General features: G+C 57.5%; 12 protein-coding genes and 2 pseudogenes. 6 read left to right on the plus strand and 8 right to left on the minus strand.

Annotated elements, in window-relative coordinates:
• Window positions 1-212: 212 nt before the first annotated feature.
• Both AC066Y_RS42280 and AC066Y_RS42285 read left to right on the plus strand, forming a co-directional pair.
• The gene (locus AC066Y_RS42280) at window positions 213-992 is read left to right on the plus strand and encodes an ImmA/IrrE family metallo-endopeptidase (protein ID WP_478279006.1); all 780 of its coding nucleotides are present in this window, start codon (window positions 213-215) and stop codon (window positions 990-992) included.
• Window positions 967-1,584: a PIN domain-containing protein gene (locus tag AC066Y_RS42285; RefSeq protein ID WP_478279007.1), complete on the plus strand. Its 618-nt coding sequence runs from the start codon at window positions 967-969 to the stop codon at window positions 1,582-1,584. Before AC066Y_RS42280 ends, AC066Y_RS42285 begins: the two co-directional genes overlap by 26 nt.
• A gap of 19 nt (window positions 1,585-1,603) precedes the next feature.
• Here the strand turns inward: AC066Y_RS42285 and AC066Y_RS42290 are convergent, their stop codons facing one another.
• The 4 genes and pseudogenes from AC066Y_RS42290 to AC066Y_RS42305 form a co-directional block, all read right to left on the minus strand.
• Window positions 1,604-1,915 (minus strand): hypothetical protein, encoded by a 312-nt coding sequence (locus AC066Y_RS42290; protein WP_478279008.1) that lies wholly within the window; start codon window positions 1,913-1,915, stop codon window positions 1,604-1,606.
• Window positions 1,916-2,119: 204 nt separating this feature from the next.
• On the minus strand, window positions 2,120-2,530 hold the full coding sequence (locus AC066Y_RS42295; RefSeq protein WP_478279009.1) for a hypothetical protein: 411 nt from the start codon (window positions 2,528-2,530) through the stop codon (window positions 2,120-2,122).
• Window positions 2,499-3,695, minus strand: a pseudogene (locus tag AC066Y_RS42300) (IS3 family transposase). Before AC066Y_RS42300 ends, AC066Y_RS42295 begins: the two are co-directional and overlap by 32 nt.
• A gap of 452 nt (window positions 3,696-4,147) precedes the next feature.
• Complete coding sequence (locus AC066Y_RS42305; protein ID WP_478279010.1) at window positions 4,148-5,314, minus strand: YiiX/YebB-like N1pC/P60 family cysteine hydrolase; 1,167 nt, start codon at window positions 5,312-5,314, stop codon at window positions 4,148-4,150.
• Between the two features lie 523 nt (window positions 5,315-5,837).
• Between AC066Y_RS42305 and AC066Y_RS42310 the strand changes: the two genes are divergently transcribed.
• On the plus strand, window positions 5,838-6,134 hold the full coding sequence (locus tag AC066Y_RS42310; protein ID WP_478279011.1) for a hypothetical protein: 297 nt from the start codon (window positions 5,838-5,840) through the stop codon (window positions 6,132-6,134).
• Window positions 6,131-6,565: a PIN domain-containing protein gene (locus AC066Y_RS42315; protein WP_478279012.1), complete on the plus strand. Its 435-nt coding sequence runs from the start codon at window positions 6,131-6,133 to the stop codon at window positions 6,563-6,565. The genes AC066Y_RS42310 and AC066Y_RS42315 overlap by 4 nt, the downstream gene beginning before the upstream one ends.
• A gap of 308 nt (window positions 6,566-6,873) precedes the next feature.
• On the opposite strand, the gene AC066Y_RS42320 is transcribed toward AC066Y_RS42315, so the two are convergent.
• The 3 genes from AC066Y_RS42320 to AC066Y_RS42330 all read right to left on the minus strand — a co-directional run bounded on the left by AC066Y_RS42320 (window position 6,874) and on the right by AC066Y_RS42330 (window position 8,893).
• Window positions 6,874-7,923: a hypothetical protein gene (locus tag AC066Y_RS42320; protein ID WP_478279013.1), complete on the minus strand. Its 1,050-nt coding sequence runs from the start codon at window positions 7,921-7,923 to the stop codon at window positions 6,874-6,876.
• Window position 7,924: 1 nt separating this feature from the next.
• Entirely contained in the window at window positions 7,925-8,581 is a 657-nt protein-coding gene (locus AC066Y_RS42325; protein WP_478279014.1) for a hypothetical protein, read from the minus strand.
• Between the two features lie 78 nt (window positions 8,582-8,659).
• Window positions 8,660-8,893 (minus strand): hypothetical protein, encoded by a 234-nt coding sequence (locus tag AC066Y_RS42330; protein WP_478279015.1) that lies wholly within the window; start codon window positions 8,891-8,893, stop codon window positions 8,660-8,662.
• A gap of 583 nt (window positions 8,894-9,476) precedes the next feature.
• On the opposite strand from AC066Y_RS42330, the pseudogene AC066Y_RS42335 reads away from it, so the two are divergent.
• Window positions 9,477-10,262, plus strand: a pseudogene (locus AC066Y_RS42335) (type IV secretory system conjugative DNA transfer family protein); the annotation flags it as partial.
• A 513-nt stretch (window positions 10,263-10,775) separates the two neighbouring features.
• Here the strand turns inward: AC066Y_RS42335 and AC066Y_RS42340 are convergent.
• Complete coding sequence (locus AC066Y_RS42340; RefSeq protein ID WP_478279016.1) at window positions 10,776-11,015, minus strand: hypothetical protein; 240 nt, start codon at window positions 11,013-11,015, stop codon at window positions 10,776-10,778.
• Between the two features lie 196 nt (window positions 11,016-11,211).
• Here AC066Y_RS42340 and AC066Y_RS42345 point away from each other — a divergent pair, with 196 nt between their 5' ends.
• On the plus strand, window positions 11,212-11,595 hold the full coding sequence (locus tag AC066Y_RS42345) for a DUF4238 domain-containing protein (protein WP_478279017.1): 384 nt from the start codon (window positions 11,212-11,214) through the stop codon (window positions 11,593-11,595).
• Window positions 11,596-11,677: the final 82 nt, after the last annotated feature.

An 11,677-nucleotide genomic window follows, 5' to 3' on the forward strand; every position in this document is an offset into this window, starting at 1 on the left:
CATGGCGAGTGTGGCGGCCCGGATGCGCGGAGGGTGGGTGTCAGCAACCGAATCCTACGCCACCTCAGCGGCTTACGCCACGCTCGCCAGCCTCTCAACAAGCCGCTGATGAATAAGACGGGCTAGTCCGCGCGGAACTGGAGCTGGAAAACGCGCTCGGTGTGAACCGAACCCGAAACTATCCGCCTGAGCGCCCCATATTGCCTGGAGACGTGCGCGCACAGGCGGAGCAGGATGCTCAGGAGTTACGTGACTGGCTTGGACTTGGACCCGGCCCAATCACCGACATTGTTTCGATCCTGGATTTGCAACTCGGCGTCCGTGTTTACGTGCGACCGCTCGATGGCAAGGTATCGGGCCTGTTCGCTTTCGACGAGGCGGCTGGGGCTTGCATTCTGCTCAACTCCAATCATCCGCCGGAACGCCTGAACCAAACCGGAGCGCATGAGGCCGCGCATCTAATCTCGACGAGGCGTCAGCCCGAAGTCCTGACGGACGATGAGCGTTTTACGTCGCGGGAGGAGCGATATGCCAATTGCTTCCAGCGTTCCTTCACCATGCCCGCGCGGGCCGTCCGGCAGCGTTTCGCGGAGATTACGGCTGGTCAGTCTCATTTGACGCGGCGTCACATCATCCTTCTCGCTCACGCTTTGCATGTCTCACGAGAAGCTATTGTCCGGCGGCTGGAGCGGCTGAAACTCGCGCGTGAGGGCACCTGGGATTGGTTCACGGCTAATGGCGGGATTACCGACGACCAAGTTCGTCAGGTCTTGGGCGAACTACCGGACCGCAAGACCTATTCCGCTCGCGCGCAAGGACCTGTGCCGCCCAGGCTCGCCCTGCTTGCGCGAGAGGCATCGAAAAAGGAGATCTACAGCGAGGGTCAGCTCGCGCGCCTGCTCCATCTTGATCGTCACGAGGTGAGAGTGCTTCTTGATGGTGTGGAAACTGAAGAAAGCGAAGCGAATGAACTCGTCAAGCTTTCCCCTTAGTCCGCACATAGCACTTATCGCAGACGCAACCGTTGTCATCAATTTGAATGCGACGGACCGCGCTGCTGATATCATCAAGGCGCTCGGAAGCCCGTTTTTTGTAACGGAGAACGCGTCAGCCGAGCTCGCGAACGGATCGACAAAGGGTCACCGCGACTACGACCGCCTGCATGAGCTCATTGATACCGGATTTGTTCGAACGTTATCGATGCAATCCACTGGACTGCGGATTTACGAGTCTCTGATCGAAGGTTCAACCGCAGTCACACTCGACGACGGCGAGGCCGCTACAATCGCATGCGCCCATGAAATATCCGGTATCGCTCTCATCGACGAGCGGAAGGCGAGAGCGATCTGCCGAACCTCCTTTCCTAAACTTCCGGTGCTGTGCACCGCAGAGCTTCTGATCCACGATTTAGTTGCCGACGGTCTGGGAGGGGGCGGGCAGGTCGATGCTTTGGTGAAAGCACTGACGGTCGCAAGGATGCGCGTGCCTCCCGAGCTCGTGGTTTCGGTTACCCACTTGATTGGCCCCGAATGGGCATCGAAATGCCCTAGCCTTCCGAAATCGGCGCGGCAAACGGCGGCCTAAGCGGCTAAATGCGAGTCCGTTACGGCTTACGTGGCTTCTTCTTATTCTTAAAGAAATTATTCCGGAGGTGAAGATTCATCTGCGCCATCACCTCCTTTGGTTCAAGGAAGTCGGCAATGTAGGCCCATACCTTGTCCATATCCTTCAGATCGGCATCGGTGAAGATCGAGGCAAAGATGCCATGCTTTTTGAAATAGGCCTTATGCTTGGCCATTTCCTTGTCGAAATTCGCACTTGCCTCCGCGTTGATGTCCTTTTGAAGCTTGCCTTTTGTCGCCGTCAGCTTGCCATGACTGGACCAAGGCGACAGCTCGAAGCCTGTTTTCTGCATCGTTGATCCGTCGATAATGCAAAAATCCAACCGATACTTGTGCGCCTTCGCGCGTCCCTCAAAGCGAAGCTCGGGAATCAAAAGCGGCACCTTGAGCGGGTGCGCTGATCCGCGAACGAAGGCGCTATACCGTGCCGCGATATCAACCTGATATTCTGAGCCGCTATGTCGAACGATGATATCCTCTAAAAGTCCAAGAGATCATCAACGTCGGTGAAGGTTTTTTTCTTGTTCTTTCCCGGTATTACTAGTCCCGTTTCCATTGCGTGACCAACGGTCCAGTAGCCCGGCATTGAAATGCCTGATCTCACTCTTATCGTTTTCCCAGTCTCCGTTTTCAAATCGTGGCGTGACGAGCAAGCCGTAATCGGCATTGTTCTGACCCATCCAGACTTCGGCCTCCTCAACGGACGGCCGCTTTTTGGAATACTCCTCGTAGTGCTTGAGATAGGAGCGTTCCAAAAACAACATTAGGTATTCTTGGGCTGCGTCCGACGCCTGCAACGTTTCGTACAGTTCATCGTATGCAGTCTTCCAGCCAGTTGTAGAAAGGTGTCCTTCGAAGTGGCCTGAGCCCCAAAGATCATCCAGCGATGGGAAGAATCCTTTGGTCATTTGAGCCTGTGTCGCTCGGTGATGCAACGGGATGGGGCGCGGAGCCCTCGACACGGCGCAGCGTCCCGTCCCGTTGCATGTCGGGCGCTGTTAGCCTGGCGTAAGTTGATGGCGGCAGGTTGCCGATCCCGCTGTGCGGACGCACGGTGTTGTAATCGTCCTGCCATTCGGCAAGCAGCTCCCGAGCATGATCGATTGACGAGAACAGCGTCTCGTTCAACAGCTCGTCGCGCAGTCGTCCATTGAAGCTTTCTACGAAGGAATTTTGCTGCGGCTTGCCTGGCGCGATGTAGTGCCACTCGATCCGGGTGAGCTGCGACCAACGCAGGATGGCCATGCTGGTGAGCTCGGTCCCATTGTCGCTGACGATCATCGTTGGGCGGCCTCGTCGGGCGATCGCGGCATCGAGCTCACGACCCACCCCGATCCCCGACAACGACGTGTCGGCCACCAATGCGATGAATTCCCGGGTGAAGTCATCAACGACAGCCAGGATACGAAAGCGTCCGGCTGTCGGTCAGCGTGTCGCTGACGAAATCCAGTGACCAGCGCTGGTTCGGTCCCTGCGGCAACTCCACTGGAACCCGTGTTCCGAGAGCTCTCTTACGTCCACCTCGACGGCGAACCTGCAGCCGCTCCTCGGCATACAGCCTCCTCGGCTTCTTGTGGTTGATAAGCACGCCTTCACTGCGGAGCATGAGAAGCAGACGGCGATAGCCAAAGCGCCGGCGTACCGACGCCAAATCGCGCAGGCGGACGCGAATGGTCGTATCGTCAGATCGAAGACTGAGATAGCGAACCGTGGACCGATCAGCCCCAATCACTTCACACGCCCGCCGCTGACTGACCTGAAAACTTGAACAAAGGTGAGCCACAGCCTGCCGTCTGGCGACGGGCGTGACCATTTTTTTGAATTGAGGTCCTTTAGCATGGCGTTATCGAGCATCGCCTCGGCCAACAGTTTCTTCAGCTTCGCATTCTCGTCGGCAAGGACCTTCAGGCGCCGAGCTTCTGATACGTCCAGGCCACCATACTTGGCCTTCCATTTGTAGAACGTCGCGCTGCTGATCCCGTGCTTGCGGCAAACATCTCCCGTCTTCGACCCCGCTTCCTGCTCCCGCAGGATCGCAATGATCCGCTCTTCCGTGAACCTCGACTGCTTCATCTCCGTCTCCCTCAAGGTGACGGACTCTACCCAATTCTGGAGGAAGTTCAGGGGCTCAGGTCACATTTCACAAGGAAGAGTACGGGGAAGAGTACATTCCCAAGTACGATTTCGGACCACTGAGAGCAGCGATGCTCATGCGCTTTATGCATGAGGTTCACTGCATACCATTCGGCGAAGTCTATCGGCACGTCGTCCACCTCTTGCGGGAAGCCGACGCGTTGAACCTCACGGAAGATGCCCTGCGAAGGCCGCGAGCGAATTGGTCCAAATGACGGGCAACATCCTGATCGCCGCCTCGCTGGCGGTACTGTATCTGAACGCATCTGAAGGCGGTGAATACGAGCAGTTCTATCAGATGGTGCTCGAAGTGCTCTCCGACGGCCAGCCAGGTAGCGGACGGAGAATCGTCGGGCGTCCAGACGCTGCATTGACCAACACGAAGACGGGCGTCACTTATCTGGATCGCGAGATGATTGACGCCCGTACGCTTTTCGCAGGTCATTCTTGTATTGCTCGATCGTGCTGCGCGGCAGGAAGCCAGGCTGCTTGGAATTCCTGACAATTGCGGCGTACTTGTATTTCAAAGCAACTGCATGACCTATCCACATCGCCATGGCTTTGAGGCTCTCGGAGCCAAGCTCGTCTGCTTTCTGCAACATGCGTTCATGTTCGTGAAACCAATGATTGATCTCCCAGTTGGATGCCGTGAATAAATGCGTGATGAACTGCTTATGATAGTCAAAGCCCGCTTTGCGATCCCATAGGATATCGCCTTCCTTCGTGAACACCGTAGGAAGCCGCTTGTCGGAGTCAGCCAGGTACGTAGCAACGCTGATACCGGGGCACGGCGTCAGTGGACGCAGCCTGATAAGGTCGGTGATGGCCTTCGCCGCAAACGCATCACACGGCTTACCGACTTTCTCGATGTCTACGGTGCCGTCGAAGAACTGCCGCAACAGGTCGTACAGGTTGAACGGCTGCGCGAATTCCTTGGGAAGGTATTTCAGGCAAACGTCGATCAGAAACTTCTCTCCAAATCCACCCACTTTGACAAACGTCTCAGATGCGCCTCCCATTATCGTAGTTGTGGCATCGTAAACATCCTTCTTGACGCTCTGTATTGCGTCCGGAACCTCGACGAGGCGGTCTGAATCGTCGAGGTCGCTCGGCTTGCAGCGCGCCGCCTCGCGGTTCGCGATAGGGGTGCCTATGCTCTCGTACGCCGCTGCCGCCAGTTGAGAGCAGAAATAACCCCGGTCAGATTGCTGGCGCAGGCTCTGCCATACGGTGGCGATAGCGCCGCGTGTCGAGTAAGGGCGATACAAGAGCTCCCAGACGAAATCGGCAAGTTGCGATTGTTGGTCTGTGGTCAGCCCGGGAGCGCGCCGCACATGGACCTTTGTGTTTGCTTCGTAGCTGACGGCGGGCAGGAAGATCGGGACAACACCCGGATCATTCGCTTCTACGGCAATGCCGTGCGCAACGTGCAGGGCCGCGTGGCTGTAGTCTCCGGCGGTTGCTGCGCGGATCATCCAGCTCACCTTATTCTTGCCGGTCGAAAGCACGATGTCGCCCGGCAGAAGTTTGCTCGCGTCGATCACGAAGATTTCGGTCATTGACAGCACCTCTGCAGGTACGGGGCAAGCCGTCACACTACCGCGCGAGGCAGCCGCATCAAGTGCGATCTGTGGTGGGTAATTTGCCGTCTTAGATCGGAAACTCCTTCACTTCACATTTCCTCCATTCAAGGCAGCAAGCACCGAGCTTCCTTCTTGTTCAGTCCTCGCATCCTGCGGGGCGCTGGGCCGCAAATGCACAGCATTCCTCCACTGACGTTGCAGCCGCGAGCGGTGCAGCGCGCCCGCCAGGTTGCCAACCGGTCCTCACGAAGGCCGCGGCGGTCGCGGCCTGGAACGATGGAGGAAATAATGAGAGTGATTTCGCAATCCGAACTGCTGAGATTGAGCCGCGCCGAACTTTCGGTGCTGCTGCACAGGATCGTCTGCGAGCTGCCGGAGCTACCCGAGGGCTCGCACGAGCTGCGCATCGCGCATATGAATCTTCATAATCAAGCGAGCCGGGGCCTTGCCGCGAGCCGAATATTCGGATATATAACCGGATATAATATGGAGGCGATCAGTGAGGAAGAGCGCACAGAAAAGGGCGATCGAAAATTACCGATCCCGGCTGACGAAGCGCGGCATTGTGCGGTTCGAACTCCAAGCCCTCGAGGCCGATCGCGACCTCATCAGAGCGCTTGCGCGCAAGCTGACTGAGGAAGGGCCGGAAGCTGGTAATCTCCGGCGCACGGTTCAACAGGCCGTCTCACCCTCCAAGCCCGGTGGCATCTTGAACGCATTGCGTCGCTCGCCACTGGTCGGTGCCGATCTCGACCTGACGCGCCCGCGCGAAGAAGGGCGCAAGGTCGATCTGTGACGCGCTATCTTCTCGACACCAACATCATCAGTAACGTCGTCAAGCCGCAGCCGTCCGAGTCACTGTTGGCCTGGATGGCAGCACAGCGAGACGAGGATCTATTCATCGCATCACTAACGATCGCGGAAATCCGGCGCGGGATCCTTGAAAAGCCACGCGGGAAGAAGCGGGACGCTCTCGATGCATGGTTCTCCGGTCCGGAGGGACCCCAGGCCTTGTTCGCGGGCCGCATTCTGCCATTCGATGAGAAGGCCGGGCTCATCTGGGCGCGCCTGATGGCGGAGGGCAAAATCGCCGGACAGCCGCGCAGCGGGCTCGAGATGATCATCGCAGCGGTTGCGGCAGCCAACGAATGTACCGTCGTAACGGACAACGAGAGAGATTTCACCGGAGCTAAGATCATAAATCCGATGCGCGGACGCACGTCGTGAGTGGCTTACGGTCCATCGACCTGCGGCTCACTGACGACCGCAAAGACTTTGTCTGATCTCCTGGCCTCGGTTTGATTTTTCCGACGCCGGCTTTGCCGATCTCCTTGTCTCCGAGTTGAAGGTCAACATCGGCGATCCCAAATCGGCGGCGCACGGCGGCTCCCAGCAAACGCCTGCGCTACTTCGTCCAGAGCTGCGGCTCAAGGTTCGTTTCCGAATAACCTTCATGAAGGCAAGCGCGCTAGGTCTTCTCTCGAGTTTAGCCGGTGATCTCAAGAGGCTGTGCTTTCGCCGCTGACGCACCGGCTTCACTGCTTTGCTTCTTTCCGTGCTAGAAAATTTAGCGTTCCTTGTTGGAGGGTAGAAAACTTTCCGACGAACAGGCTCGGGGCAATGTTCTGCCACGGCATGGCTGTGGCGAGAATGATCTGGTGTTCGACGGGGGCTGTCGCAGAAATCTCGATGACTTGCCTCTGGAAATTATGGCTGCGTTCCTGCTCCATTCCCTTGTCCTCCGTAATGTCAATCATGAGGAAGCGGGGGTGGCGGAACATCGGATCAGCAAGAGCCGCGCTCAGGAAGCCCATAAGGAAGGCAGTCTTTAAGACCACGCGAGAGCTGGCCGAGAAGTAGGTGTGATCGTCCACCGTGATGGAGTTCCTGGCGAAAGAGAACTCGACACGTTTGGGGTCACCGAAAGAATCTTGGCGCTTCAAATCTCCACGGAGGATCTTGATTATGTTCTTCTCAATGCTTGCCTTCGCAGTCCGCAGGCGATCGGTCTGACTGAGCTGCAGTGCGCTGATGCGAGCCCCAAGCGTCTGAATTTCTTCATCCAGCTTTTCTTTCTTTGCGGATAGGTCCCCAATCTTGTTAGCTAGTCTGACCTGTCTTTCGATGTCTTCGATAGACTTATCTATGTAACCGAGCTTGCGCTGGAGCTCGCGTATCTCTTCACGGGCCTTCGATGTCGGTATGGCGCTTAGGTCTGCAAGCTCCTTCGATTTCAGGCGCCAAATGCTCTGCAGCGATCTTAGCTGAGCTTGATGAAGCTTGAGACGTTCTGCTCTGATGTCCTGCAAACGCTCGGATTGTTTGATTTGGATCGAAAGCTCGTTGATGAGTCCTACGACCCGATCACGCGCGCGCTCGGAATCGAGCGGCGTCTTGCAAAGATAACACGCCGCGACTTCGTCACTCTGCTCTAGGATCTCGGCGTAGCACGCAGGGCAGGTACCAAAATGGATCGTACGCACAACTTCAGCAGCAAGGTCCGCATCTCTCAAGGCTTCGAGGCGAGCTTGCAGCGTGTTGATGAAAGCAGAGGAGTCCGAGATCTCGAACTCTATGGCATCCACCTCAGACTGCTTGTCCCGAAATGTTTTCTTGAAGCTTTTGGACCTCCCGGTAGAGGTCCTTCTGCGCCTGAAGGGTGATCCGGTCTGATGATCGGTTGGCATAGAATGCCTCCTCGGCGACCGACAGTTGAGAAGTCAGAGCACCGCGTTCCTCAATCCGGCTCTTGCTTCGTTGCTCGATCCAGTTGAGGTTCATATTTTCGTCACCACCTCCGACGACGCGAAATATACTGCGCAGCTCGGCTGATGCCTCGGTGAAGTCGCGCTCTTTTACTTTCTTCAGCTGCTGAGGCTCGTAAATTTCGGTGTCGAAGGCTCCGCACAGAAGATTTCCGACCGCCTCGCGCAAATTTTCCGGATCATACCCTTCGAATCGAAATAGGCTATCGGTTGGCGAAAGCTGATCGGCGTACAAGAGCCGCAAGACTTGATGGATGGTAAGGTTCGATGTTCCTTCAACCGCGACATCCGGCATGTTGAGCAGGCGGAAGATCGCTTGGGAAAAGCTCTCTTGGTTCTTCTGGCGGGCGTAGGGGTATCGATTCCACGCTTCGATCGGTGCTGTCGCGGCCTGCGCATAGCGACCACCGAATATTTCCATCGAGGACTGAGATGAGGCATCAATCTTGCGACGGAGCACCGCCGGGTTTCCATTCAATTCGACCTCTACACGAGCGCGCAATCCGCAGGTCGTTCGCAGCCCCGCGACGCATATAGCCCGTTCGTCGCTCGTCAGCTACGTGACGCGGCTCGGGCCGATATCGGCAAAATCTTCCGGCGTATCGGCCGCCCGCTCGACGAAGCGGCTGATTCCAACCTCCGCAGTGCGGTTGCCGATGTTGAAGCCAGGATTGCCGCAGAAGGCAAGATCGATCACTCCGACCTCGCCTTCAAACGCCTGTACTTCATGCGCCTGCGACGTGGCCTGTCGGTTTCCAGCTTTTCCGAGGACGTCCATAACCGCCATCATTTGCTCGCATCCGATCTGCCGCCCTTGCTGACGTTCCTGTCATTGGACACAGGGCTCGAGATCGAATGCTGCAAGACGCTGACCATCGACTGTTTACAGAACCCCGGACCCGGCACGATCGAGATCAGCTACATAAAGCGTCGCGCGCGTGGCGCCGAGCAGAAGCGTCTGCGAGTTCGTGATGGCGGCCTCGGCACGCCTGGCGGACTGATCCGCAAGCTAATCGAAGTGACAGGCTTCACCAGGCGCTTCCGGTCGAGTCTCTCTGGGTCTATCACTATAAAGGACGAGGACAGTTTCGGTCCGGCATCGATCAGCCGCACCAGTTGGTGGATAACTGGGTCGCTGGACATGGCATCATCGACGACGATGGCGGTCCGCTTCACCTCATTCTCTCTCGGCTTCGCAAGACACATAAGGCGCTCTGGTATCTCAAGACCGACGGGCACATGGCGCGCTTTGCCGTCGGCCACACGCCGGAGATCGCCGCTCGTCACTATGCGGATATTCCGTCATTGCGCCCATTGCATGAAGCCACCGTCGCCGAGGCGCTTACGGGGGGTGTCGCGGCGGCAGGACCGATCGTTTTACCGACATCGTCGGGGGAGAGCGAGCAACCACGCTGTATCTCGTGGTGCCGCCATCGGATATCAACCGCACCAAGCCGCTGATCCGGTTGATCCTCAACCAGATCGGCCGCCGATTGACCGAGGATCTCCAGGCCAAGGCCGACCGGCGCCGGCTCCTGCTGATGCTCGACGAATTCCCTGCACTCGGCCGGCTCGACTTCTTTGAGTCCGCGTTCGCCTTCATGGCCGGCTACGGCATCAAGAGCTTCCTGATCGCCCAGTCGCTGAACCAGATCGAGAAGGCCTATGGCCCAAACAACTCGATCCTCGACAATTGTCACATCCGGGTCGGCTTCGCGACCAATGACGAAAGGACCGCGAAGCGGGTGTCTGACGCATTGGACATGGCGACCGAGATGAAAGCGATGAAGAACTATGCCGGCAGCCGGCTGGCACCTTGGCTCGGACACCTCATGGTGTCGCGATCGGAGACGGCCCGCCCGCTGCTGACACCCGGCGAGATGATGCAGCTTCCGCCAGCAGATGAGATCGTCATGATGTCGGGCCTCCATCCGATCCGGGCCAAGAAGGCGCGCTACTACGAAGACAAACGCCTTCAGGAGCGCATACTTGCGCCGCCGGCGCTGATCAAACCCAAGGACAACCGACCCGACGATTGGAGTTCACGGCCACTGCCGCCGCGCCCCACGGCACCGCCGGTGTTGACCGACGACCAGGCCGACGTGGGGGATCCGAAGACCTCCGACCGCCGACGGCAGCCGGAACTGGACCGCGAGAGCGAGCAGACGTGAGGATAGCCGTCTAAGATGATCGCTAGCTGCGTGGACGAAAATCCCGCCGCAGTGGCGGTTCATTCCGTGCATCGCGAGCAGTTCCTGTGCGAGAACCGACGCTGTGTAACCGATCTCCTCAACACAGGCGGACGCGTCTATCTCAACATCGGTCGGCGAAAAGGCGAGGACAGGAATACCAGGGACAACCATTGTTCGGGCTCGAACTCGCGTGTGCAGGTCCTCGGGGAGCGCGCGGTTGGGAGCATGGCACTCAACCGCCAGCCATCGGAAATCACCCTTCATACGGACTTTCAGCACGAAAGCCGGTGTGAGATCCCGGATCTTCTATTTGACGCCCCACAACCTCCCCCAATCCGGGCTACCTTGCGCCCCCAAGCACACTGATAGTTGATTTCGTTGTACCCATCGGATCCTTCCAACGCGAGATATGCGGCAAGTTTTGCAAGGAGCGGATCATCTGCCTGCTCGGTTGCGAGGAAGAGGTCGTCACCGAATCGCTCAAGAAACCGTCGCGACCCGAATATTCGCGATCAAAGTATCAGTATCGTCGTGGCCCGCGGCAATTGCTTCCGCAAAGGCTTCAATAATGATCTCTTCGCTCCGACCCGCAACGACTTCGAGTGGCGGAGCCGGAATTCCATGACTCAACATCTTGCTAGCTGTCGCAAGCACAATCTCGCGGAGCAGTCCTGGCTGCCATCCGCGGCGTGGGTTGAGGGCCGGTTTATTGTCGTGCATGCCAAACGAACGAATTCTAGATTCGTGACTTGATCTGATACTCCTACATCTGGTTGGGCTAAGCTGTCGACGTCAAATTAGGTTCATACCCTGCTCGCCCTAACTGCGGCATCGCAGAAGCGGCACTAGCGAACATTCAACAGCGCCGCTGGGTTTGTCATCTTGGCTGGTCGTCCGAGTATTTGGATGTCGCGGGTTGCGTTTGCACAAACAAGCCAAGTCGGGGAAACAATATGGCCACTGGCGGGCGAACGCTTGCGTGGGAAAAACTCGAAATCGGCCAATAAAGCAGCACTACGTGCCACAGTGCTACCTGCGCCAGTTCGCCAACAAGCATGGGAAGGCTCACCTCGTATCGGTCTTCGACCGCACGAAGGCCCAGAGCTACAAGAGCAACACCCAGGATGTGGCATGCCAGAACTACTTCAATCGCATCCAGCTCGACGGCATGCATCCGGATGCGCTTGAGGCAACCATGTCGGAGTTCGAAACCAAGTTGGCCGATGCCTTGGCCGGTATCAATGAGGTGCGCAACCTAGCCCGTCCTATTCGTGAGAGTGCGGCTTTTGGGCCCGATTGATGCGGCCGTACATCTGCTCTGACGAGGCGCACAGGATTGCCTTCGGCTTTTCACCGCCTGACGACCGGTACTTTGCAACGCG

Source organism: Bradyrhizobium sp. USDA3010, assembly GCF_056429065.1.

Bases quoted from the DNA above. Each gene is read 5' to 3' on its own strand.
- AC066Y_RS42285 (WP_478279007.1), top strand. From the start codon at position 967: ATGAACTCGTCAAGCTTTCCCCTTAGTCCGCACATAGCACTTATCGCA.
- AC066Y_RS42290 (WP_478279008.1), bottom strand. From the start codon at position 1,915: ATGCAGAAAACAGGCTTCGAGCTGTCGCCTTGGTCCAGTCATGGCAAG.
- AC066Y_RS42295 (WP_478279009.1), bottom strand. From the start codon at position 2,530: ATGACCAAAGGATTCTTCCCATCGCTGGATGATCTTTGGGGCTCAGGC.
- AC066Y_RS42305 (WP_478279010.1), bottom strand. From the start codon at position 5,314: ATGACCGAAATCTTCGTGATCGACGCGAGCAAACTTCTGCCGGGCGAC.
- AC066Y_RS42330 (WP_478279015.1), bottom strand. From the start codon at position 8,893: ATGATGGCGGTTATGGACGTCCTCGGAAAAGCTGGAAACCGACAGGCC.
- AC066Y_RS42340 (WP_478279016.1), bottom strand. From the start codon at position 11,015: ATGCACGACAATAAACCGGCCCTCAACCCACGCCGCGGATGGCAGCCA.